Origin of the sequence: uncultured Chitinophaga sp. (genome assembly GCF_902168175.1) — a bacterium.
Classification (GTDB): Bacteria; Bacteroidota; Bacteroidia; order Chitinophagales; family Chitinophagaceae; genus Chitinophaga.
Genome location: NZ_CABHOU010000021.1, coordinates 1 through 25,008, shown reverse-complemented (window position 1 = coordinate 25,008; position 25,008 = coordinate 1). Strand labels below are relative to the sequence as shown.

The 25,008-nt window shown below is 47.8% G+C and carries 18 protein-coding genes and 1 tRNA gene; 14 read left to right on the top strand and 5 right to left on the bottom strand.

Annotated features, from left to right (window positions below; genetic code table 11):
• Nucleotides 1–548: 548 nt before the first annotated feature.
• The 9 genes from QZT80_RS02210 to QZT80_RS02170 all read left to right on the top strand — a co-directional run bounded on the left by QZT80_RS02210 (nt 549) and on the right by QZT80_RS02170 (nt 16,831).
• Entirely contained in the window at nt 549–6,434 is a 5,886-nt protein-coding gene (locus tag QZT80_RS02210; protein ID WP_295117163.1) for an Ig-like domain-containing protein, read from the top strand.
• 70 nt (nt 6,435–6,504) lie between these two features.
• A complete protein-coding gene (locus QZT80_RS02205; RefSeq protein ID WP_295117161.1) occupies nt 6,505–9,624 on the top strand; it encodes a TonB-dependent receptor in 3,120 nt (1,039 codons plus the stop codon).
• A gap of 21 nt (nt 9,625–9,645) precedes the next feature.
• Nucleotides 9,646–11,238, top strand: coding sequence for a RagB/SusD family nutrient uptake outer membrane protein (locus tag QZT80_RS02200; RefSeq protein WP_295117159.1), 1,593 nt, complete (start codon nt 9,646–9,648; stop codon nt 11,236–11,238).
• Between the two features lie 134 nt (nt 11,239–11,372).
• On the top strand, nt 11,373–13,670 hold the full coding sequence (locus tag QZT80_RS02195) for an alpha-L-rhamnosidase C-terminal domain-containing protein (protein ID WP_295117158.1): 2,298 nt from the start codon (nt 11,373–11,375) through the stop codon (nt 13,668–13,670).
• Nucleotides 13,671–13,712: 42 nt separating this feature from the next.
• Complete coding sequence (locus QZT80_RS02190; RefSeq protein ID WP_295117156.1) at nt 13,713–14,096, top strand: helix-turn-helix domain-containing protein; 384 nt, start codon at nt 13,713–13,715, stop codon at nt 14,094–14,096.
• A 65-nt stretch (nt 14,097–14,161) separates the two neighbouring features.
• Entirely contained in the window at nt 14,162–14,794 is a 633-nt protein-coding gene (locus tag QZT80_RS02185) for a DUF2306 domain-containing protein (protein ID WP_295117154.1), read from the top strand.
• A gap of 65 nt (nt 14,795–14,859) precedes the next feature.
• Nucleotides 14,860–15,081, top strand: coding sequence for a hypothetical protein (locus QZT80_RS02180; RefSeq protein WP_295117152.1), 222 nt, complete (start codon nt 14,860–14,862; stop codon nt 15,079–15,081).
• A 245-nt stretch (nt 15,082–15,326) separates the two neighbouring features.
• A complete protein-coding gene (locus tag QZT80_RS02175) occupies nt 15,327–16,163 on the top strand; it encodes a hypothetical protein (protein WP_295117150.1) in 837 nt (278 codons plus the stop codon).
• 236 nt (nt 16,164–16,399) lie between these two features.
• Nucleotides 16,400–16,831 (top strand): hypothetical protein, encoded by a 432-nt coding sequence (locus QZT80_RS02170; RefSeq protein WP_295117148.1) that lies wholly within the window; start codon nt 16,400–16,402, stop codon nt 16,829–16,831.
• Nucleotides 16,832–16,833: 2 nt separating this feature from the next.
• Here QZT80_RS02170 and QZT80_RS02165 read toward each other — a convergent pair whose 3' ends face one another.
• The 3 genes from QZT80_RS02165 to QZT80_RS02155 all read right to left on the bottom strand — a co-directional run bounded on the left by QZT80_RS02165 (nt 16,834) and on the right by QZT80_RS02155 (nt 20,349).
• Nucleotides 16,834–18,903 carry a hypothetical protein gene (locus tag QZT80_RS02165; RefSeq protein ID WP_295117146.1) on the bottom strand — a complete coding sequence of 690 codons (2,070 nt, stop codon included), beginning with the start codon at nt 18,901–18,903 and terminating at the stop codon, nt 16,834–16,836.
• 275 nt (nt 18,904–19,178) lie between these two features.
• Nucleotides 19,179–19,263 (bottom strand) — tRNA-Ser (locus QZT80_RS02160).
• Between the two features lie 222 nt (nt 19,264–19,485).
• The gene (locus QZT80_RS02155; protein ID WP_295117144.1) at nt 19,486–20,349 is read right to left on the bottom strand and encodes a hypothetical protein; all 864 of its coding nucleotides are present in this window, start codon (nt 20,347–20,349) and stop codon (nt 19,486–19,488) included.
• Nucleotides 20,350–20,753: 404 nt separating this feature from the next.
• Here QZT80_RS02155 and QZT80_RS02150 point away from each other — a divergent pair, with 404 nt between their 5' ends.
• From QZT80_RS02150 to QZT80_RS02135, 4 genes are all read left to right on the top strand, one after another.
• On the top strand, nt 20,754–21,260 hold the full coding sequence (locus tag QZT80_RS02150) for a YkgJ family cysteine cluster protein (protein ID WP_295117142.1): 507 nt from the start codon (nt 20,754–20,756) through the stop codon (nt 21,258–21,260).
• A 113-nt stretch (nt 21,261–21,373) separates the two neighbouring features.
• A complete protein-coding gene (locus QZT80_RS02145) occupies nt 21,374–21,508 on the top strand; it encodes a hypothetical protein (RefSeq protein ID WP_295117141.1) in 135 nt (44 codons plus the stop codon).
• An 8-nt stretch (nt 21,509–21,516) separates the two neighbouring features.
• Nucleotides 21,517–22,458, top strand: a complete 942-nt coding sequence (locus QZT80_RS02140) for a hypothetical protein (protein ID WP_295117139.1) — start codon at nt 21,517–21,519, stop codon at nt 22,456–22,458.
• 376 nt (nt 22,459–22,834) lie between these two features.
• Nucleotides 22,835–23,026 (top strand): hypothetical protein, encoded by a 192-nt coding sequence (locus QZT80_RS02135; RefSeq protein ID WP_295117137.1) that lies wholly within the window; start codon nt 22,835–22,837, stop codon nt 23,024–23,026.
• A gap of 2 nt (nt 23,027–23,028) precedes the next feature.
• Here the strand turns inward: QZT80_RS02135 and QZT80_RS02130 are convergent, their stop codons facing one another.
• Nucleotides 23,029–23,751 (bottom strand): ThuA domain-containing protein, encoded by a 723-nt coding sequence (locus QZT80_RS02130; RefSeq protein ID WP_295117135.1) that lies wholly within the window; start codon nt 23,749–23,751, stop codon nt 23,029–23,031.
• A gap of 221 nt (nt 23,752–23,972) precedes the next feature.
• Between QZT80_RS02130 and QZT80_RS02125 the strand changes: the two genes are divergently transcribed.
• A complete protein-coding gene (locus QZT80_RS02125) occupies nt 23,973–24,410 on the top strand; it encodes a hypothetical protein (RefSeq protein WP_295117133.1) in 438 nt (145 codons plus the stop codon).
• 11 nt (nt 24,411–24,421) lie between these two features.
• Here QZT80_RS02125 and QZT80_RS02120 read toward each other — a convergent pair.
• A partial coding sequence (locus QZT80_RS02120; protein WP_295117131.1) for a DUF1963 domain-containing protein occupies nt 24,422–25,008 on the bottom strand: 587 nt, incomplete at its 5' end.

Here is a 25,008-nt window from a genome sequence, read left to right as displayed (position 1 = left end):
ATTTCAAAAAATCAGAACGGTCAAACAAAACCAATATTGAGAAAAGTTTAAGGTAGTATGGTATAACACTTTGTCGTTAAGCAACCCGTTAAGCAAGTAAAATACCGTTATATTTTTATCGGGATGAGATAAAAAAGTATTATCGCTTTGCTGGAAATAGTAATAGTTTTGATTCAGATTCCAGGTATATACAATTACCACGTTAGTTTTTTAGACAATAGAACATTTGTAAGATGAATAGTGATACACCCGGATTTTTTCAATAGATTTTTAAACTGAGTGATGCTGGCCCGATTCCGGCCTGCCCCGGATATTACTGATGACCGTTTTACGTTCCACGTGTAGACGGAATGCTGTAATGTGTTTCCCTTTTTTGTTTTGATAGTTGCCCATGTGCATTACAATGCATGCGGACTTTTTATGCATTATGAACCGTGATGCTGCAGGTTATGTTTTGTTTGAACAGTGAGTAACCCTTAACCTGGCAGGCCGTAGAAAACCAAAATCCACGTAATTTTTTTTCAATGATTTAATTAATTCCGAACGTCATGAAAAACTTTCTACTAAGATTGCTGTTGCCAGCGATACTGGCCGGCATGCCTACTATTGCCCTATTGGCACAGGGCTACAACTGGAGCGCCGTCCGAATAGGCGGCGGGGGTAGGGTCACGAGCATTAAGGCTCACCCCAAAGTTCCCAATCTCTTTTTTATTACCACGGATGTGGGCACCTCTTACAAATGGAACCACTCCACACAGCGCTGGGACGATTTGATCCTTGGCGCGAAAATTCCCACTACTTACTGGAACTGGGCAAACTCACAGGTAAGTGCCGATCTGGCCTTCGATCCGAACGATGTAACGGGTAACACCCTGTACATATCGGTTTGTAACGGTAAAGGCACCGTGCCTGGTGGCGGTATTGACAACAAAGGCACCGTGATGAAATCTACCGACCGCGGTGCGTCATGGACGGATTGCGGACTGGCGGTAGACATCAAGCCTAACAGCGATCAGCTGTATACAGACAGGCTGGTGGTAGATCCGCAGAACAGTAATGTAATCTGGTTAACTACCCGCTCTAATGGAACCTGGCGCAGCGATGCGGCGGGCGTTGCCGGTAGCTGGACTAAACTCACTACTGCTTTTGATGCTGCAGTAGGCCGCTTTATTAAATTTGATATTAGCGCGGGCACCGTGAATGGTGTTACCAAGAACATGTTTGTGGGAACTTCCACAGGTATGTACCGAAGCATCGATGGTGGGGCAACTTTTACGGCCATGACTGGCGGACCCGCAGATGTTCGCCGTGCTTCTATTTCGAAAAGTGGTAAAATGTTCGTAACCGCTGCTCCTTCTGCCACCAACAACGGTGTTTGGAAATGGAACGGCAGCGCATGGTCTGGCGTATCCCCTGATAATTCGAGGGGTTTTAAATATGTAGTAGTAAACCCTGATAATGATAATGAGGTAATTGCTGCTTCGTCCGGCACCTGGAACCACGACCTTACTTATCGTAGCTCCACCGGTGGTAATGCCGGCAGCTGGAGCGTGATGTCTATTACCCGTGATAATTCGGAAGCGCCGCATTCCGGTGGCGGTAGCGCAGGCAACCTGGGGCACGATATTGATATGTTGAGTTTTGATCCGTTCAATGCTGGTCATTTATGGTTTACCTGTATGACAGATGTTGGGCAAACAACGGATATCTGGGCGCCAGTGGTAGCCTGGAAATTACGCGTTGCCGGCCTGGAAGAAGTTGTAGTAACCGGGCAGATGGCATGCCCTCCTTCGGGCCGTAACATATTGTTATCTACCACCGGTGACGTGGGCGGTTTCGATCATCCTTCGCTTACTACGCCTCCGCCTACGGGCATGGCTAACCACTTTTCGACTAACACGGGTTGCAATTTCTCCGGTGTGGATTACCAGAGCGCTGATCCTAACTTTATCGCACGTGTAGGCAGCGATGGATGGAATGGCCCCCCAATAGGTGGTTACTCTACGAATGGTGGTTTGAACTACACTAAATTTCCAACGTTCCCTTCCATATATGCGCGTGGCCGTGTAGCCGTTTCGGCTACCAGCCGTACCATAGTGTGGGTACCAATGGGCGGCAAAACGTATATGTCGAATAACCTGGGCGCCAGCTGGGTAGCTAGTGCCGGCGTACCTGAGAATGTGCTGAAAAATGGAGACATTTACCAGATATACCCAGGTCAGATACCATTAACGGCCGACCGTGTAAGTGGTAACATCTTCTATATTTATGCTAAAGGCACCATGTATGTGAGCCAGGATACCGGCCGTACTTTCGTGCCAAGGTCAACCAGCTTACCTAACGACGGTGGTTCTGCCTCTTATGCTACCCTGGTAGCTACGCCCGGTAAATCAGGCGATATCTGGTGGTCACACTCCTCTGGTTTGTACCACTCTGTAGATACCGGCCGGACATTCGTTCATGTTAATCCTTCGCAAGTTGTAAGCCCTAAATGGCTGGCAGTAGGCAGGGCCGACACATCAGCATCAGCCCCTACCGTATTATATCTTACTAACAATTCCACCCCTATCAACGGCGTGTCTTACGGCATATTCCGCTCAGACGATGAAGGCGCAAGCTGGACCACTATATCCACCAACGCTCCCGGTATTACCATGAATATGGCTGCCGATCGCAACGGTCGCGTGTTTATTGGTATTGGCGGTAACGGTATCGTAGTAGGACAGCCTGAAGGTGGTCCTGTAACCGGTGTTACTATTACACCTGCTGCGGATACACTGGTAGTAACTGATTCTGTGCAGCTGAAAGCTACACTCAGTCCTTTATATCCTAATAACAACAATATCAGCTGGACTTCCACCGACCCTTCCGTAGCCACTGTAAGTGCTAATGGTTGGGTAAATGCGTTAAGCGCGGGCACAACAAATGTGATCGTTACCACGCAGGACGGAAGTTTGAAAGATACTACCGTAATTACGGTAACGCCATTTGTACACGTTACCGCAGTAACGATGGACACAGCGTTCTATATAGGTCTTGGTAGCACCGGTAGCATCATTGCGAAAGTATTACCACTGGATGCTACAAATAAAAAACTGACCTGGAGTTCTTCCGATACTACAAAAGTGAAAGTAAATGCAGGCGGCTTTATCAATGCCCTCGGGCTTGGTACTGCCACTATTACTGCTACTTCTGTAGACGGTGGCGTGATAGGTACTATTCCGGTGAAAGTGGGTACTACTTCTACCGCTTATAACCTTGGAGATACTGCGCAGGTAGGCATCTTCCGTAAAGATCCCAACACCTGGGCCTGGACATGGGTAGTACGTACTACTAACACCATTAACATGAGCGGTGCTGTTAATCCGGCCCCGGAAGCAGTGTATAAAACCTCACGTAACGGCCTCGATCCAACTTTACCGTACAATATTACCGGTCTGGTTCCCGGCGGTAGTTATACCGTACGTCTGCACTTCGCAGAGTTAGGCAACGTAGCGGTGGGCGCCAAACGTTTCAATATTATAATTGGCGCAGATACAGTACTGAGAAACTTTGACGTGATGGCTGCATCAGGTGGTAAAGAGCGCGCGGTAACCCGCGAGTTTGCTGCCACGGCTAACGCCTCAGGTGTTATCCAGGTTAAGCTTAAATCTGTTGTGGGTTACACCTTCATGAACGGTGTGGAAGCTGTTATGAACCCGCTGGATAGCGTAACGCTGAACAACGATGCGGCCTTTGTAGGTGTGAATGATACATTAAGGGTTACACCAACCGTATGGCCACTGGTAGCTACCAATAAAGGCGTTACCTGGACAACCTCCAATACTTCTGTTGCCACAGTGTCTGCTACTGGTTTGATTACCGGTACAGGTGTTGGTACAGCAGTGATCACCGTTATCACAAATGAAAGTGGTAAAAGAGATTCAATAACAATTACGGCTGACAGCATTCATGTAGACAGTGTAAGACTGCAACAGCAGCAGGATACTGTAGGCGTGAGAAATACCCGTCAGCTGCAGGCTACTGTTTACCCGTTGAATGCCAGCGATAAAGCAGTTATCTGGTCTTCTTCAGATACCACTATTGTAAAAGTAAATGAAAGTGGTTTGCTGTCTGGCATTGCATCAGGTACAGCTACCATTACTGTTACTACTCAGGATGGTGGTGAAACGGCCAGCACTTCTGTACTGTCGGTCGTAGTACCGGTGGCGCAGGTAACGTTGAGCAAAACAGCTTACACCATTGGCGAGAATGATACTACCACTGTTAATTTCAGTCTTCTCCCGGCTAATGCCAGCAACCTGTTAGTGACCTGGTCATCTTCCGATACCACTATCGCTAAAGTGAGCGCAAATGGTCTTGTAAGTGCGGTGAAGGCAGGTAATGCTACTATTACGGCTACTTCCCAGGACGGTCTTGGTGCATCGGCTGCATTAGCGCTGACTGTAATCAAAGGCGACACATGCGGTCTGCTGAGCAACGGTGGATTCGAAAGTGGTTTCTTCAACTGGTGGAAAGCGAAGCCTAATGGTTCCATTGTTACAGATGTACCATCAGAAGTTCACTCAGGACTGAGGGCGCTGAAGATCATCGAAGATGCTGCAGCACATAACTATCTGCCAACTGTTAACGTTCCAGGCGGTGCGCCCGTTACGCTTAGCTTCTGGGCCAAAGTGGCAGGCAGCCCTAATCCGGTTAACCCTGCACAGCTCCTGAACCCTTACTGGGCAGGTGTAGGTATCGACTATTACGATTCCGCAAATAATAAAATAGATAATCCACAGGCACCGATCTTGGGTGCAACACCGGCACAAAATCCGGTTAACTATACCCGTTTCACGATCAGAAGAGTTATACCTGCGAATGCTGTAAGAGCAGCTATCTGGGTGTCCAAAGCTGGTCCGGGTTATATTTATATTGATGATTTCTGCTTAGTTGTGGAAGCAGCCTCTGTGGCAATCGATGCGGATACTACTATCCTGGCGGTTGGCGGTACCAGGAAACTGAACGCTACTTTGTTGCCTGCAGCTGTAACCCTTCCGGGTGTTACCTGGAAGTCTACAGATACCTCGGTTGCAAAAGTTGATACCGCAGGCCTGGTAACAGGTATTGCACAGGGCACAGCTTATGTAATTGCTACTTCAGCCGACGGTTTAAAAGCAGATACTTCATTCGTAGGTGTTTATCACCAGCTCATTACCGTGAACAGTGGCGATGTAGCGGCTGGTAACTTTGCGGCTGAACATTCTTATACAGGTGGTGCTATTACAGCAGCAGTGGCTACTGGTTCCATCAACACTACGAATGTTACTTACGTTGCACCAGTGGCTGTATACAGCAAACGCCGTTACGGCAACTTCTACTACAACTTCAGTGGTTTTGCGCCTAACACTGCTTACACAGTAAGGCTGCACCTGATGGAAACATTCTGGTCACAGTCAGGCAAACGTGTGTTTAATGTGAACATCAATAATGCCACTGTAATCAATAATATCGACCTGTATGCAACCGCGGGTAAAAACAAAGCGATAGTAAGAGATGTAACGGGTGTAACCGACAGTTCCGGTAACCTGCTGATCGACTTCGTATCGGTAATCGATCATGCATCGGTTTGTGGCATAGAAGTATTGGGTAACAAAGCGCCAACCGAACAAGTGATCGGCATCAACAGTGCAGATACAGCATTTGGCGGTTTTGCGGCAGATAATGCTTATACCGGTGGTTCGGCAGCAGCAGCAGTACCAGTAGGTTCCATCAATGCATCGGGTACTGTAAATGCAGCTCCTGCGGCGATTTATACCAAACGCCGTTACGGTACTAACTTCTCTTACACACTTAGCGGTTTAGGCGACAGTGCTTCGTACACACTCAGGTTACACCTGGTCGAAAGCTACTGGAACCAGGCTGGTAAACGCGTGTTCCACGTAAAAGTGAACAACACAACGGTGATCAGCAACCTCGATCTTTATGTGGCAGCAGGTAACAAGCTGAACAAAGTGGTGGTGAGAGATATACCTGTGGTGGCAGATAGCTTAGGTAACGTAGTAGTACAATTTGTTGCAGTGAAAGATTACGCAGCAGTAGCCGGATTGCAGGTGCTGCAGGCTCCTGGCAGCAATCAGAACCTGCAGACAGAAGGTTTGAGCGTGGTGAAACTTTACGCAGAACCAGTATCTCCTGTGTTGCTGAAAGTGAGCCCGAACCCGGTTTCTGGTAACATCAGGTTTACACTTGGCGGCATTTCTAACGACGAACAACTGCAGGTAACCGTTACCAATGTGCAGGGCAGTGAGGTGTACCGTACCAGGATCACTTCCTCTAAAGGCAATGCTCAGCATGAATTACAGACTGGCGGAAGATTGACACGCGGTATTTATTTCTTAAACGTTTCAGGTAAAAACTTCAGACAAACCACGAGGGTCGTGGTACTCTAATAACTCATAGCCGGGAAGGGCCTTCCTTCCCGGCTTTTTTTAATTTATCAACTCAAATTCCTCTACCATCATGTTTAAAAATTCCACACTGCCATTATTCTTATGGCTTCTGTTACTGGTGTCTGCCGCGAGCCATCGCTCGCAGGCACAGGGTACCACGGGTACCGTAACGGGTAAGGTGACCAACGACGCGGGTGAACCACTACCGATGGCCTCTGTTAAACTAAAAGGTACTAACACCGGCGCACTTGCCGACCAATTGGGTAACTTCCGCCTCGAGCAGGTAAAGCTGCAGGCTACCCTTATTATTTCATATGTGAATTTCGAAGAAAAAGAAATTGTCGTAACCGACTTTAGTCAGCCATTACAAATAAAGCTGATCACTAACACAAAACAACTGACAGATGTTGTGGTAATGGGTTACGGTGCTACCAGGCGTAAAGAAGTAGCCAGCGCCGTAAGCGTAATATCGGTAAAAGAAGCCGGTGCCACCACCGCACCTACACCCTCTGCACTGCTGATCGGCAAAGCTGCCGGCGTACAGGTAGTGCAGTCCAGCGGTAACCCGGGTGCGGATGCGCAGATTATCATCCGCGGTACAGGCTCTTTTAAAAGCATTGAGCCTTTGTATGTAATTGATGGTATCCAGGCAGGCAAAGGGTTGTTTAACACGCTCAGCACGCAGGATATCGAGAACATCACCATTTTAAAAGATGCATCTTCCACAGCGATCTATGGTTCCGCTGCGGCTAACGGGGTGGTAATCGTAACAACGAAAAAAGGCCGCTCCGGGGCGCCGCGCATTACTTTCACTTCTCAGTGGGGTGTGGCCAAAGCCTGGCGTACAATGGAGGTGTTAAAGGCGAAAGATTATGTAGACCTGATGAAAGATTTTGCCGCCACCAATAATACTACGCTGCCTGCTAAATTCGCTACAGATGCGGTATTGCAAGATAGCGCTTACTGGCAGGACGAAATCTTCCGGTCGGGCATGGTGACCGAAAATTACCTCGGTATCAGCGGTGGTTCGGAGAAAGTAACGTATAGCTTTTCAGCCAACTATATACAGCAGAAAGCCATTGTGCGCGATGCTACCTCGCGCCGGTTGAACCTGCGTTTGGGCGTGGAAGAAACCTTTGGCCGCTTTAAACTGGGGCAGGTGCTTAGCGTGCGTTACAGCCATGGCGATGGTGTGATGGGGTCTATCGTAAATGCGTTGCAATATGCGCCTTACAAACCTATTTTAGATCCTAATATCCTGGGCGGTTATTCCAACGTATCAAACGTGGCAGATGCCAGCAACATCGATAACCCTTTGTTGAACCCGGGCGTAAAACGCTCGAAAAGCCAGGGTGTACTGTTGTTCCCTCAGTTATATGGAGAAGTGGGACTGTTGAAAGATCTGAAGTTCCGTACACAGATCTCGGCTGAAATATTTTCAAGCCGTAGCAGCGGGTACCAGTATGCGCACCTTGCAGGTAACAACCTGAGTTATGCACGGCAGGCGACTTTGTCTTACAGCGACTATTATCACTATACCTTTGAAAACTATCTTAACTACAACCGCACGTTCGGCAATCATGGTATTTCCGGTGTAGCAGGAACGAGCTTCCTGTGGCCTGGTAAAAACGGTGGCCTGAGCGCGATCGGTACTGGTATTGCGAACGATAACATCCAGACGATCAGTGTGGCTACATCACGTTCTGTTTCCGGAGCTTCACAGGGTTATGCCCGCGCTGCGGTGATCTCTTACTACGGCCGTGCTAACTATGTGTTCCAGGAGAAATACATTGTGAATGCGAGCTACCGTCGCGATGGTGCATCTAACTTCGGTGAAGCCTACCGCTATGGTAACTTCTACGGCGCGGGTGCTGCATGGCGCTTTGTGGACGAGGATTTCCTGAAAGGAAGCTTTTTGTCTGACGGTAAACTGCGCGGCGGCTGGGGACGTACCGGTAACAACAACATTGGTAACTTCCTGACGCAGCCTTCTACATTTGCGGGTAACCCTGCCGGTATGCTGGTATATTCGTTGGGTACCAATGAAGCATTTGTACCAGGCGTTACTGTAAATACCCTCGCCAGCCCTGATTTGCGCTGGGAAACCACAGACCAGACAGACATCGGCATTGACCTGGGCTTTTTGCAGAACCGCTTTACCGTAAGCTTTGATTATTACAAACGTAAGAGTGATGGCCTGCTCGTATCGGTGCCGCTGCCGGCAAGCATTGGTATTGGCTTAACAGGCGGTGTGGGACTCACAAAAACCATGAACGCAGCAAATGCGCAGAACCAGGGCTTTGAACTGACAGTCGGTTATCAGCAACAGTTCGGCGACCTGAAAGTGAACCTCAGTGCGAATGGTTCTGTGAATGAAAATAAAGTATTGTCGCTTGGCGGACAGTTCGTAGCGCCAATTATCAGCGGTAAGTTCAACAACCTGGTGGAAATGACGCGTACTGCGGACGGTGGCCCTATAGGCTCGTTTTATGGCTACCGGCTGGACCATGTAGCGCGCGACCAGGCGGAAATAGATGCACTTAACAAAAGAGCGGTAGATGTTTCTGGTAACGCAACAGCGGTATACCAGGCCGGTATCAAGCCCGGTGATTTCATCTTCAAAGATATTAATGGTGATGGTGTAGTATCGGCTAAGGACCAGGAAGTACTGGGCAGTCCGATCCCGAAATATGTGTACGGCATCAATGGTAACCTCGAGTACAAAGGATTTGACCTCAATTTCGTGATTTCAGGTGTTTCCGGCGTAGACCTGATTAACGGTATGAAGTTCCATACCCATATAGTATCTACAGGCCATAATGCTACTACCGACATCCTTGACCGCTGGCGTCAGCCGGGCGATGTGGCCAGTGTGCCGCGCGCGGGTCAGAATGCAACTGGTAGTGCTAACCTCAGGGCATCCGACTGGTGGATAGAGGATGGCAGTTACATGCGTTTACGTAACCTGACAATTGGTTATAAACTGCCTAAACCTATTACCAACAACATACTACGTAATGCACGTATTTATGTGGCCGCACAAAACCTGTTTACCATTACCAACTACAGTGGTTTTGATCCTGAAATTGGTGCTATGCCGGGTGGCGACTTCCTGTTCAGCAGGGGTATCGACCTGGGCGCACTGCCACAGCCAAGAACATTCCTGGCCGGCATAGAAATCGGGTTTTAATCAACTTAAAAAGAAATCAACATGAAAAAAATATTTATAGCCGCTGCACTACTCGCCAGTTTGTTTAGTTGCCGGAAAAGTGAACTGGAATTACAGAACCCGTCGACCTACGACTTTGAAACCTACTTCCGTTCGTCGGAGGCCATCAATCAGGCCACGGTGGCTACTTATGCCACGCTGATGCACCAGGGATTGTGGGCGCGCGAATACTACTTTATTTTTGATCTGCTGGGTTATGATGCTAAAAAAACGTCGAACATGCAGGGCGATATGGCCCAGCTGGCAGAATACAATTTTGGTCCGGAACAAGTACAGCTCACACAACTGTGGCAGTCGCTGTACCGCATTATTTTCCGCGCCAACGTGGTAGAAGACCGCGCCATTGCCTGGAACCCTACCCTTGATGCCGATAAATTAAAAGTAGCACAGTATGTAGCCGAGGCGAAGTTCCTGCGTGCATATGCTTACTTTAATCTCGTGAGCCTGTGGGGCGGCGTGCCTTTGCATAAAACGTACAACGAAACTATTAACAATAACTACCTTCCACGCGCTACAGCTGCCGATGTGTGGGCTTTTGTTGAAAAAGACCTGAAAGACGCGCAGGCTGTGCTGCCGGTTGTATATGGTAACGCAGATCTCGGCCGTGCTACGAAAGGCGCTGCCACAGCATTGTTAGGAAGGGTATATCTTTTTCAGCAGAAGTGGGGGCCTGCCCAGGCGGAACTCGTTAAACTGACCCAGGCACCTTACACTTATGCGCTGGAGAAAGATTATAACGCAAATTTTACACCCACCAATCAAAACACCAAAGAGAATATATTCCAGGCGATGAATGCTGCCTGGACCGACTGGGGACTTGGTAGTCAGTACTACATGTTTGGTGGCGCCGAAAGTCAGCCGTCTGCAGGCGGAAAAGTGACCCACTCCGGCCGTGCGCAGGAATATGGATTTAACGATTGGGATAACATGTACGTTTCTACGGCTGCTGTAAATGCCTTTACGTATCCTAATCCAGTTGGCGGCGCGCCTTACACCGATCCCCGTGCGAAATTCACGTTCTACGGCAGTGCGGCCAGTGGCGGTGCTACCGTGTATTGCGAGCAGTGTACAGGTGGTGCGATCAATTTCCCTTTCAATGCAGCCGATCAGCAGGGTTATTACAAATGGAAAAAGTATGAATACTATGACCGCGTAAAATCATATGGTGCCCCCATTAGTTCCATCAACGGACAGATCATTCGTTTTGCCGATGTGTTGCTGATGCTGGCCGAAACACATATCCAGCAAGGTGATGTGGGTGATGCGCCAAGGCAGTATATCGACAGCGTAAGAAGTCGCTCGGGCGCCGAGTTGTACACCACACTGGGTGATAAAACGAACGCGATGAATTTATTAATGCGCGAGCGCCAGCTGGAGCTTTGCGGCGAGCAGCAACGTTACTTCGACCTGATTCGCTGGGGTATCGCGAAACAAACGCTTAACGCGATCAGGAAAGCGGAACCGGGCGACGGTAAAGAGCCGTTCCTCGATAAACACGTATTGTTCCCGATTCCCAACGCAGAAAAAAACTACAATCCCAACGTCCTTGCCGGTGTGCAAGGCGAATGGAATTGAGTAACAGAGGAATAGCAAAAGGCTGCCCCATTTGTGGGACGGCCCTTCCTTTCAAGCTGGCAGATGTTACATCTGCCAGCTTTTTTATAATAAAACACGGGGAATAACGTATTTTATTCCTTTACTTTATTTGTATGATTTTTACCCGCTTTAAAAAGGTTTTTGGGTTGATGGCAGGTTTGTTCATCAGCAGTTTTTCCGTAGCCCAGCAATGGATTGCGCCGCCTGGTGTTCCTCTCAAAGAATATGGCGTGTACCATTTTCGTAAAACCTTTACACTGGACGAAAAGCCATCGGCATTCAATATTGATATTTCTGGCGATAACCGGTATGTGTTGTATGTAAACGGCACCAATGTTATTTGCGGCCCCCAGCGGTCGGATGTGGCGCATTGGCGTTATGAAACCATCGACCTGGCCCCGCATCTGCATGCCGGTCAGAACGTAGTGGCGGTTACTGTGTGGAATCATGGCAGCAACGCTGCCTGGGCACAACTATCGCTGCAAACAGGGTTGTGGATAAAAGGTACAGGAATAGCCTCTGTGCTTAATACCGATAACAGCTGGCGGGTGACGGAAAATAATGCCTATACACCACTTGCCGATGCATTACATATTACGGGTCCCTACGAATATATCTATGCTAAACGTTACCCCTGGGGATGGCAGCAGGCAGCTTACAACGACAACCACTGGCAAACAGCTATTGTTACCCGTGAAACCGGCCGTACGCTACTGCCACGCAACATCCCGTTTCCAATAGAGAAACAGCAACGTTTCGCGAGCATCAGGCGGTCCGAGGGGGCTGTTGTGGACGGGCAGTTCCTGACAGGCAAAAAGCCCCTGATCGTGGCGCCCGACCAAACCGTAACCCTGCTCATCGACCAGGGTACGCTTACTACAGCTTACCCTGAAATGCAACTGAGCGGTGGCGAAGATTGTAAGATCACGCTCACTTATTCAGAAGCATTGTATGATAAACAGACAGGGGAGAAAGGGAACCGTAATGACGTAGAAGGCAAAAGCATCAGCGGTTACAAGGATGTATTTATTACCGATGGGGGCGATCGTTTGTTCCGCCCATTGTACTACCGTACTTTTCGTTTTGTGGAATTAAGGATAGAGAACCATCAGAAGCCTCTGGTTATTTCGGGTTTTAACAGTCGCTACACAGCTTATCCTTTTGAAGAAAATGCACGTTTCAGTTCTAATGATACATCTCTTGGTAAGATATGGGAGATAGGTTGGCGCACCAGTCGCCTGTGCGCTTTTGAAACTTACATGGATTGCCCGTATTACGAGCAGTTACAGTATATCGGCGATACGCGTATACAGGCACTTATTTCCCTGTACGTGTCTGGCGATGGCAGGTTAATGAAAAATGCCATCACGCAGTTCGCGCAGTCCAGTATTTCGGAAGGGCTAACGCAAAGCAGGTACCCGTCAAACGTAAAACAGATCATCCCGCCTTTTTCCCTTTTCTGGATAATTATGCTGCACGATTATCAGATGCTTGTAGATGATGAGGCTTTTGTGAAGTCAATGCTGGCTGGTGTTGCAGATGTATTGACCTGGCACGAAAAATACGTGATCGCACAGGGTATGCTGGGTAAAATGCCCTACTGGAACTTTGTCGACTGGCCTGCGCAATGGCCATGGAAAGGCACGGAGGAAACAAGTGGTATACCTGCCGGCGCACTGGAAGGCAATTCGTCGATTCTTACGTTGCAATATGTATATGCATTGCAGCATGCAGCGGAAATGTTCAGGAGTTTTGGCCGTACGAAAGAGGCCGCACACTGGGATGCGCTGGCCACAAAACTACGCACGGCGGCATATAATACCTGCTGGGATGCAGCCAAAGGCATGATAGCCGATTCGCCGGAAAAGCAGGAGTTTAGTCAGCATGCTAACGCTATGGCAGTATTAACAGACGCAGTGCCTAAAAATGAGCAGGCTTCTTTATTGCAGAAGATTGAAAAAGATGAATCGATTATACAGTGTACTATCTATTATCGTTTTTACCTGATGCAGGCGTTTAAAAAAGCAGGTTTGGGTGATGAATATATTCGCCTGCTTAAACCATGGCATGCCATGATAGACATGGGCCTCACCACGTTCCCTGAAAGACCGGAGCCTACGCGTTCCGACTGCCACGCCTGGAGCGCCAGTCCTGTATACGACCTGCTGGCGACCGTGTGCGGCATCGTTCCGTCGAAGCCCGGCTTTAAGGCCGTACGCATCACCCCCCGTTTTGGCGGTTTACAGTGGATAGATGCAGAGATGCCGCATCCCTCAGGAAAAATTAAATTGCATCTTCAGCAGAAAGGAAAAAGCCTGAACGGCTCTGTTACAACGCCCGTGGCAGGCGAGCTGGTATGGCAGGGTAAAACGATGCGGTTAAGGGCAGGGGGGCAGCAGGTACAATTGTAAAACCATATTTTTTATATTTACAGTGAATTAAAACCCTGGCGTATGCAAACGTATGAACGGAAAACCCCTGAAGACCTTGATTGCGGTATTATCGTGTTTATGAAAGTGCTGGGTGGAAAATGGAAGCCCTGCATTGTAGACCTGATTTATAACGGCATTACAAGGCCCAGCGAAATGCACAGGCAGTTGCCATCGGCCACACCGAGGGTAATCGACATGCAGTTAAGAGAACTGGAGTTGCACGGACTGGTTTGCAAAACGATTCAACCCGGTTTTCCATTGCGGGCAGACTATACCTTAACGAAAATGGGGCGTGATATTATGCCCATTGTTACCGCCATGGACATTTGGGGCCGCAACAATGGCGAATATGTAAAAGAAGTGACCCAGACTACCATACCGAATAAATTTTCGGTAACCGAATAATTTAGCGGTAATTGACCAGGCCAGTGTACTTCCTGATTTTTGTGATGTAAAAATCTGAAGTACACATGAAAAATATGACAGCCGATAAACGCCTGGCATTCTCCGATGTTTTTAGCATTCTTTTATGGATGGGGATCGTGTTTCTCACCTGGTCGTTCATGCAAGCGGCCGATCACTTCCTGCGTCTTACCCCCGAAGCGATGGGGAAATATTTTAAGTTAAGATGGGTGCTCCTTATGCACATTACGGCGGGTGGTGGCGCGCTTATACTTGGTCCGTTACAGTTCTGGGGCAGGTTACGCGCCTATGGCTGGAAGCTGCACCGTATCATAGGCACCCTGTACCTGCTGGCCATCATCTGCAGCAGTATCACCGCCGCTATCCTTTCCTCCACCACCGCTTATGCCGTTAACTGGGCTTACGCTTTCTCTTTACAGGTATGGGTTACAGTTTGGATCACTGCGACCTTTATTGCCTGGTGGGCAGCTATCAAACGCAAATTTAAGTTGCACCAGGAGTGGATGACGAGAAGTTACCTGGTAACGCTGGCTTTCGTAGTGTCGGGTACCCTGGTGAAGTTGCCCGTAGTACAGCGCCTGGGTGAATTTGCCGATATATCTCCTTCTTTATTCTGGTTAGGGTGGGCGGCGCCACTATATTTGTATGAGGTGGTGCTGTCAGTAAAGCGGAAAGCTTAAAAAATCCGTCACGTTTTGCTGCCCAGGCTTGTCATATTATCAGTAACGATTAAAAACTCAGTAATATGCAACACTCAAACAGGCAGCAACATAAAAATGCTTTTATCGTATGGCTGGCCATTTACCCGCTTGTCACTTTCATGTCCTTTGTGCTGGGCGATTACCTGGTGGCGCTTCCTTTGGCGGCGCAAACATTTATATCAACAGCGATAGCGGTACCTGTCGTTTTTTACGTGCTGGTACCACTGTTAAACAAGATTTTCGCCGGCTGGCTCAACCGGCTTTGATTGAAAAATTGTAATAGATATTGGTTTTTGGCAAGCCCGCAGTGATGCACTGCGGGCTTTTTCGTTTATCATGTTCGCTAAGTCGTTAACATGCAGCGGTTTCCTTTCTTAGTTTATCTATTTGATAAATGTTAATATGTTATTATATTTGCCACTGTATTTTATAATGAAATAATGCGGACGCTGTGTAACGTGAAGGCCTATACAATTTAGCTATCAAACCCGATAAACCAAAAATATCACCTATGAAATCCATCTATGCACTTGCTGTGGCGGCAGCGCTCGTATTTACCGCCTGTTCAAAAAAAGATGATGCGAAGCCAGACACCGGAGCCAAAACACTTTCAACGAAAGTATTAGGCAAATGGTCGTTGGGCAGCGAAGTAGAAATTGGGGCCAGAAAAGCCGGATCTACATTGGCGAAGGAAACTTCGGTGGGTGAAGGTTTTGTAGAGTTTCTGGCGGACAGCACTTATTACATTCACGATGCGCGTGGAAAGTTTTATACTGGCAAGTACAGCGCCCTGGACAGTATAAATATTTCGCTCGGAAGCTTCGGGAAAATTACCGCAATTAGCTTTACATCTACCGGTATCAACTTTAAACTTACTTATGGAGCCAATAACGAAGAGCTTACCCTGGCAGGTGTTAAGATCCAGACTGCGGCAGCAGATGATAAAACAAAGCTGATCAGCCGCATATGGAGTTTGACCAAGGAAGACAATGGCGAATCTATGTTCGGCCAATGGCCTGTTTGGGATGCTGCAGGGGAGATTGTCGGTTACAAGCAGATAGACAGCATCACTATTCAGTTCTCTACTTATGGCACCCGCATTTTACGTCGTTTCGAAAATACAGTACTGATCGATACGGACGTTACTAACTGGAAGTGGCATGCAACAGAAGCCAACCGTTTTCTGTTCTACCCGGTAGGTACTAACCCCGGTGAGTATCCTTACGAAACTGCGCTGGAGTTAACGAAAGATATAATGAAAACTGAGCAGGTGGCCGATTTTAACGGTGATGGTTTGCTAACGGCAGACGAAAAATATAAGTATACATTGAAGCCAGCAGTGAAGTAGTGTTTCAATCAACCCATAATAAAAATCCCCTGTGGCTTTTGTTGCAGGGGATTTTTTATTTGCTGATAAGATCATTTTTCCTAAATTCATATTCCAACCTGCTTTTCCATTGAGCAATTGGGTCTTCAATTAGCTTTTCTCCAAATTTCCCGCAAACCTTTGCGTTATGTAAACCAACCGGTATAGCCATTGTTATGCCCGGTACTGAGGCCTGCATTTACTTCAAAATACACCATATGCTTCATTTAAGTGGAATAGGCTCCCTCGCAATTGGGAACAATATTCATGATCAGGAACACGTGCAACTTGTTGCCGAACAGCCGATGGCGGTTACGCCGGGCAAAGGTTTAACAGGAGGCGCCATGTACCGGTACGTTGGTGATATAGATGAACTGAACAATAACGTCAATATCCGCAGTCGCATCGAAGCCGTTCTGATCACTACATCGACAGACGGTTGCATCGGATTGTTGATGCTGGTGCTACCGACTGTCGATGCAGATACTTTGATCACTGAGTTAAGAATACTCTTCGGTGAAGAAGAAGTAATGAGCCCGTTAAACGGTAACATGGTTTTTGTCTGGAAGCGGCCGAACGGGCTTATGAAAACCATGCTGCTGCTCCCGGAGGAGGAGGCTGAGTACTGTCACCTGATATACCTGGATTAATACTACCGGATATAGAACGTCTGACTAAAAGCCCCATTCGCAGCAACGTCCCAGGCTTCCAGTCGTACCCATTTACGGCCTGTCAACGCGGTGCTGAAATTGAATGCCTTTTCGCCAAAAGCTTTCGTGGCAGTAAGATCTATCTTTTCACGGTACACCTTTTTACCATCGCCTGAAATGATTTCCACGTAATTCATAGGGAATGTCCATTTCAGCTGAAGAGCGATGCTGGCTTTACCATTGGCAGGCAACTGGAGGCTATCGCCAGAAATATGACCGTTTATTTTTAAAGATGGAATGAGTACTTCGCCGGTTGAGCCAAAGAACCTGCCATGCTGCATGGCGTCGAGTACAGGTTTCCAGCTGTCTTTGTAAGCTGGTATTTTATCGAGCATCAGGTAATTGACGTTCATGTGGGCGTACATCTCATTTTCGTGGGTGATGGTGAATAAATCGGCTTCGGTGATCACTGTTTTTTTCAATCCCCAGTTATTCATGTCGTCCAGCAAATCGAGTACACGGCGGCCAAGACTGGGAATGGATAGATCGGCTGGCATTGCTTTCCAGGCAGCACCCATAAAACGGTCGGAGAGGAAGAAAGCCTCGTTCTTATACGCATCCGGCGTGTTTACAGAGCCTTTGGTACGGGCGTGGGCCGTCCAGGCCAGACCTTGTTCTTTTTCCAGCAGCTGCAGCATCTCTTCTTTATTACCTACATGGTACACTTTGCCGTAACCGGGTTTATCTTCTACAAAAGGCACGCCTTCTTTGCGTGACATTACCCAATATACCGGACTTGGAAACAATTGCAGCCAATGTCCACCGAAGAATTCATTCGGTTCTTCGCCTGGGAGTAACAGGAAGCTGTTGTCAGACGAGCGTTCGCAAAGGTCAAACAAGGCTTTCAGCTGTGGCAGGCGTTTTTCATCCGGCCCTTTAGGATCGGCGGTGTAATGAAATTCTGCGAGGTGTACGATATCAACGCCCGCTCTCTTAAAGACCTCCACAAACTCCAGCGTGTCAGGCATCGGTTTGCCCTTCATCATTACATTCATCACAAACTCATTGTGGAAGTGGCTCGACATGGTTTTGAAACCGGGCAATTCCGCATACCGGTCGTTATTCGTAAACTGTTTTACGGACGAGAAGGCTTCGTTTTCGTTGCCTGCGCTTAACAGGCAGAAAAAGTTCATGCGTTGCTGTGAGCCCGGCGGTGCATTAAACCAGGGTACAAAACGATTATCGCCGTTTAGTTCCTGCCGTATACCCATGCCGAAACCATCGGTCATGTTACGGTATTTGTTGCCGTACCAGGTGAAGCGCAGGTTAAAGGCTTCGTCGAGCGGGTAAAAGTATTGATGTGGGGGAGGGAAGAGGGCCAGCGTGCCCTGTTTGCCTGTTGCGGCAATGGCGCGGTACTTAACGGCTACGTTGCGGGCCGTGTCGCCTTTTACCACCACCGCTTTTTCAATCTTGTCGCCGGTGTTGGTCCATGTGATGTTTTGCCAGGCATCGGAGCGGCTGATTAATCCGGCATCGAATACCAGTGCGGTAGAATCGATGCTGGTAGACATAACGGCTGCTACGTTGAACAACGGGCTACCGTTGTAAAAGGTAACTTCCAGGTTGCCGGCAAACCGATCTGCCGAAAGTTGCCCAATAGTAACCACAGTGTGACTGCCTTCCGATTTAACCGCAGCCGAGGTTTTCTCCAGGCTAACCGGGTAGCTGTCAAATGGCTTCTTCGGGACCTTGTCGAAAAAGATGTTCCATCCATTTTGCGAGCGTAGGTCTCTTTTGCCAACAGTGATGATGAAAGCAGCATCCAGATCGGCAGACACCACTTTTTCGCCCAGCAGCAGTTGCCGGAACAAAGGTTTCCCTTTACCGAGATCGAAGATTACTTTACCGGTAAGCGCTTTGCCCGCGGGCCAGCTTACTTCCAGTAATTCACCTTTCTGGATCACCCGGGCTTCGTTACGGGTGTTAAAGGACTTTGTATTTACGCGCACCTGCGCGGTGGCTCCAAATGCAACCAGGAGGCCTAAAATGGATAACAGAGGATGTTTCATGACGTGATGTGCAATAATGTTTAGACGTGTGGATGCAAAACCGAATTAGCTAAAATAGAAAATTCCTCGAAAAATGATGCATTTCGGGAATATTATCTGGTTGAATGGTAAGGGTTAAATGAGGTGGTCGTAAGCCCGGCATTTTGCCAGGCAAATTTTGAGCGGAGGAAGAGGGATTCGAACCCCCGGACCTGTAACAGTCAAAATAGGTTATGCAAAGACTGGAGTATTCCTAAAAACAAAAACGCCCGGCATTTTGCCAGGCAAATTTTGAGCGGAGGAAGAGGGATTCGAACCCCCGGACCTGTAACAGTCAACAGTTTTCAAGACTGCCGCAATCGACCGCTCTGCCATTCCTCCGGCGCAAAAGTGATAAATCAGAATGAATTTTCAAAAAAAATATTTGCAGATGCATATGGATTTTGCTTCCCCGGCAACTTACGGATCACTCCAAACGCAATGCCATAGATGGTTGTAGACATTCTCTACAATGTTTGAAAATATTTGTAACACTTATACGATCGCAACGTAAAAAAATCCCCACAGCTAATACTGTGGGGATGAAATGACTTCGTTGAGCGATTATTTATCAGCCGGTGTGAATGTCCAGTTACCTGATTCGTTTGCGCTGATAATACCGTCCCCATCGTGGTCTGTATCTTCAGACATTCTAAAAATGTCCTTCGTCAGCTCGCGGATCTGTGCTTTGTTCAATTCCTCATTTGGCTCGTTAGTGCTATCCCAATACACGAAATATGCGGGCAGGCTGCTGTGCCATTTCCAGTAGAATACATCTGCAGTCCTCAGTTGTTTGTCTTTGAACATCCGTACGATGTAAGTACCGGCGGATGTCATCTGGAATGTAATGCTGTCTGCAACAAAGCTGCCGATGGCTTCTCCGTTGGCGTTAAATACAACACGGGCGGCCGTGTAAAGCATCGCGCCATCATCTTCTTGGGTGAGATGCCAGTTTAGGCAAAACAGTTTGGTAGAGTCTGTGAGTGCAACGCCGGGCGCTTTGTTGGCGGTAATCACAATTTCCTTTGTACCGTAATAAAGCAGTGTGAAATTCAATACTCCCTGTGCGAATGTTATATTGTTCAATGTGCCAAAGTCGCCCATAGAGATAGTTACACTGTCTTTCACGGTAAAAGTCCCCTGGTAGAATTTACCTTCCGAATCATAGAGGTAGTAAGTGCTGTCGCTCTGGAATTCGATGAAACTTTGTACCTCCTCTTCTGTTGTACGGGCTAGTGGCGCCTGGCGGGAAAAAGCTGTTCTGCCGGTAGAGGGTGGCGCATCCAATGTTATATTCGCGAACGTCCATTTGCCTATTACCCTGGTGTAAAGTTCGGCAGCACCAGTGCCCGCCTTTGGTTCATCGTCTTTAGAACATGCACTGAATGCCAGAATGGAGACGGCCAGCATTACATAAAGTTTTTTCATAGGTTGTTGTTAAATATGAATTGAAGTAAATAAAAGGTACAGCAGCGCGGATTTAGAAAGGTATTAGCCGCATAGAGAGATGGTAAAGCCCGGGTAAAAGGCTTCTGTATGGCAGTAATTTCCTTAAACAGGTTTCATGGGCGCCAGGAGGGTATATCTTTACTCACTCACTATCCTGGTTGCCGATAAATATAATTATATTTTAATGCAATTAAGTGGCCGAAAGTTCTTCTCTTTTAATACTAAAGAAGATTTTGGTTGATAATCAACATATAATCGTCCGGGGACAGGCAATAAAACGGTAAATAAAATTAGATATTGGAAAAGATGATCTTTTCTAGATGCGTGGACACGCCGCCCCAGTTTTTTTATCTGTCTTCCGGCGATTACCGTACCTTCGCAGCTTGCAAATCACGACCACACTCGCCGATATCGCGGCTAAAGCAGAGGCTAAGGATGCCGAAAACCAGGCATTCAGAACATTTCTCCAGTCACAGGAGTCTGATAGTATTGACGAGCTTGTACAGGAACTGGATGCGCTCATCACTCCTCAAATAGATTGTACCACCTGCGGCAATTGCTGCCGTTCGCTTATGATCAATGTTACGGCTGATGAAATTAATGTGCTGGCTGCACATCTGGGCCGCACAGAGGCAGATGTAAAGAAAGAATATGTGGAAACGGGCTCCCATGGTGGTATCATGATCATGAACACCATTCCATGCCATTTTCTTAAAAACGACTGCTGCACTATTTACGAGCAACGTTTTGCAGAGTGCCGCGAATTCCCCGGCCTGCACAATCCTCAGTTCACCAAACGCCTCTTCGCCACGCTGGCCCACTATGGCCGTTGCCCGATCATCTACAATGTAATCGAAGAAATGAAAGTAAGGCTCCGCTTCAACAGCTAATTCCCTTCACGTACGGTAGAGGCTGGAAAGAAAAAAGATCCGGGATGTAAGACGCTACAACCTTTTTTAATATATTTATTCCCAATACACGTTTCCGTTACCAAACCTTACCGATGAAAAAATCTATCGCAGCAGCACTTATCCTGCTTTCTTCTGCAGCCTGTACACAAAATGCGCCTGCAGCAACCGCAGACCTTGGCAAGGGCCTTCTTGAAATATTTGACGCCAGACTTAAATACTACAAATAATGATAACGATGAAATATAGCTTGCTGCTGTTTTTAACTATTTGCAGTTTTAGCGCCTACGCGCAGTTCGGTGATTACGACATACCTGCGAACAAACCGCACGCTGTGACAGACGATTTAAGGGGGCCTGTGAAAAAGGTAAAAGTAACAGAATGGAAACTTAAGGTGAAGTTCGGAAAGCCTGAAAAGGAAATTTTTGAGATCCAGGATGTGTATGATTATGATAAAAATGGCATGCGGCTTAAACAAACGAGAGAAAATGGTACGAGAAAGTACCTGGGAACATCTCAACATACATACAGTTACAACGATGCCGGAAAGTTGTCGAAAATTGATCGCGCACACGATGGTAAGCACGCCAGCACGTATAAATTTATTTATGATGAAAAAGGAAGGTTGAAAGATAAAGACGTTATCCGCCCTGGCACGCACTCGCTGAAATTCAGGTACCGTTACGACCATGCTGGCAATACGACGAGTATCACTAAATACCATGAAGATGGAAGTTATCTCGCCAAACGTGAATTTACGTGGAATGGGAAGAATCAAATGATAGAAAGAGTTGATTTTGACCTTAAGGAAGTGCCAACGGAGAGTTACAAATATGATTATGATGCTAAAGGCAATATTTATGATGAGGTTAATACTTCTGGACGTTATTACTTCCACCGCAGGTATGTTTATAATGGTGATAATCAAAAGATAAAGTCGGTATTGTCGACTGATAAAACAGGGGATATCAAAGTGACGGCCAACGACCCCACTTATGAATATGATGACAAAGGGAACCTGGTAAAGGAAATTAAGTACGCCGGGAAGGAAATCATTACCTGGACTTATACGTATGATGAGCACAATAACTGGATCACGAAGTTATTATCCTACCCGGACGATTTACGAAATGGCGAACCGCTTTATGAACTCACCGAGAGGGAAATCAAATACTGGTAATAACATTATTTTTAAGACACACGGCCTGGCGTTAGTCAGGCCGCTTCTATTTATGGCCATCTGGACCCCGCCACTGCCATCTAGGCATCGCCACTGTCATCTAGGCATCGCCAGATGAGCAAAAGGCATCGCCAGATGAACAAAAGAGGTTGACAGATGAACAAAAGACCCCGCCAGCTGCCATCTAGGCATCGCCAGATGCACAAAAGAGGTTGACAGATGAACAAAAGGCATCGCCAGCTGCCATCTAGACATCGCCAGATGAGCAAAAGAGGTTGACAGATGAACAAAAGACTCCGCCAGCTGTCATATAGGCATCGCCAGCATTACTTTATGGACCGACAGACGAGCTTTAGGCATCGCCAGCGTCACTTTTATGATGGACGAAGGCTTCCGGGCATCGCCACCTGACATGGAGGCATCGCCAATGTGTTTCCAGGTATCGCCGGCAGGCTTACAGTGGCCGCCACTGGACATTCAGGCATCACCAGGCGGTTCCCGTGAATCGCCAGTGACGGTGCAGAAGAATCTTTTATCGCGTTATAGCAATCTTGTGAATACGTTTTAGTGTTAGGGTTTTGGTGTCAGTCCCATCGCCCACTGCACGCCTTTCCATGTGATGTCAATGAAAAAGGGATCTTCATAATCTTTGTCGAAATGGCCAAGGCCTAGGTAAAACGAGCGGCCGCCCTCGAAATGACGGTACCAGCTGATAGGATGGAAGTGGCCCATTTTGCCGCCTTTGTAACTGTTTTCGTCTACCGTTAGCAGGTAGTGTAAAGAGTCCTGAACGTTGCGGAAATTATAGATTTCGTCGAACCGGCGGAAGGTATCCGGCAGATGGGCGGTAGCGGGAAAGCTTTTGTTGATGGTGGTATACAGGGCTTCCTGTGGAACGGGGTGCCCGTCGAAATAAGCGCCTGCCAGTTGATTGAACCATGGCCAGTGATACTCGGTAGTGGTAGCAGCGTGTATGCCAACAAAACCACCGCCTTTCCGGATGTATTGCTGTAAGGCATCCTGCTGCACCGTATCCAGCACATCGCCGCGGGAACTGAGGAATACAATGGCTTTGTACTTCGCGAGGCGGGCAGGGGTGAAGTAACTGGCGTCTTCGGTAGTATCTACACCTACTTTGTATTTCTTGCCCAGCGCGAGGAACATCTTTTTACCGGCGCCAATAGAGGCATGGCGATAGCCGGGTTCTGTTTTGGAGAACACCAGTATTTGATGGCTTTGTCCATAACAACAAAGTCCGGCACAAAGCAGGATAACCAGGTGAATAATCTTCATTGTATAATCAGCGGTTTCATTTCTTTAATGCAGTTACGGCAAAACCCGCCTGTTTTTACAGTGTGTTACGCGTTCCCTGCATACAAGGCCGTTCGCCAAAGTAATATTTATCTTTCATTCCGCTAAATGTTACCGTGGCGTTTTGATCAGGTGGGGTGTAAGCGTCCCTTTTTTGCTTAGTGTTCAATCTTTACGTAATATTACCGCATGACGTGAAGTTTATGAAGCTGAAGTGTTTAATGCTCCTGCTGCTGGCACCAATACTCGCCACAGCGCAGGACAAATATTACAAAGAGATCAATAAAATAGCCGATGCCACCGGCACGAAATACTGTTTCCGCTACATTCACCTGTACAACGACAGTGGTTACGTGGTTACCGACCTGTTTCGCCCGACCAACGACGATACTACGCCTGCAGATACGGTAGTGACGAAAGGTTTTTACCGCAAAAGCGGCCCATTCTTCCAGTTCGTGCAGCCGGTAGCCGGTAAGCAGGAGCCAGACATTAAATTCTGTTTGAAAAGATCGGGTAGCAATAAGTTTTACTACGTGCATCCATCCGGCGGGTATGAATTTGGCTGGGTTACCTGGATGTTCACCCGCGGCAAACCGTTGAAACGTTTTACGCCTGATGGCGCGATGATGCGGTGGTTATAACACCGAATAGTTTACAGACTCTGTAGTATAAATTTGTATTCGCCTTTCCTGGCTGGATTATAGAACACGTATACCAATCCCTGGTCCGACCAGGTAATGTCTGCATTTACGTCAGAATCTACCTGGAAAAGTAGTGGTAATGCCTGATTATCGTCGTCCACTGGCCCATCGTTGCCCTGCAGCCATTTAGGATAACCACCTATCAGCGACTGGAAATCAGGCTCGGCACCCAGCTCTTTTGTTACTTCCTGGTAAGGTGTCCAGGGTTCGTTTTCGTCGAGGGTGCAGGAAAGTTTGGAGGCCTCGGGGCTTACATCGTCAATGCCGTCCCAATCGGGTAATACCTGTATTTGTTTAAAGGTTATGTCGCAGTACTTGGCCCGGCCGAGGTTGGCGGGGCGTTCTATCAACAACTGTTTGTCCGGGTTAACGGCTTCGTAGGTTTTTACCAGCCAGCCTCCGTCGCCCGTGGACCATGGCCCTGCGTGCCAGTCGTAGTAGAACTGCAGCACTTTAATATCTTCCGGTAAGCCCTGTTGGCCGGTATTTACCACCTGGAAAATAAAATCCATGGGCCTGCCGTTCGGCATTTCGGGCC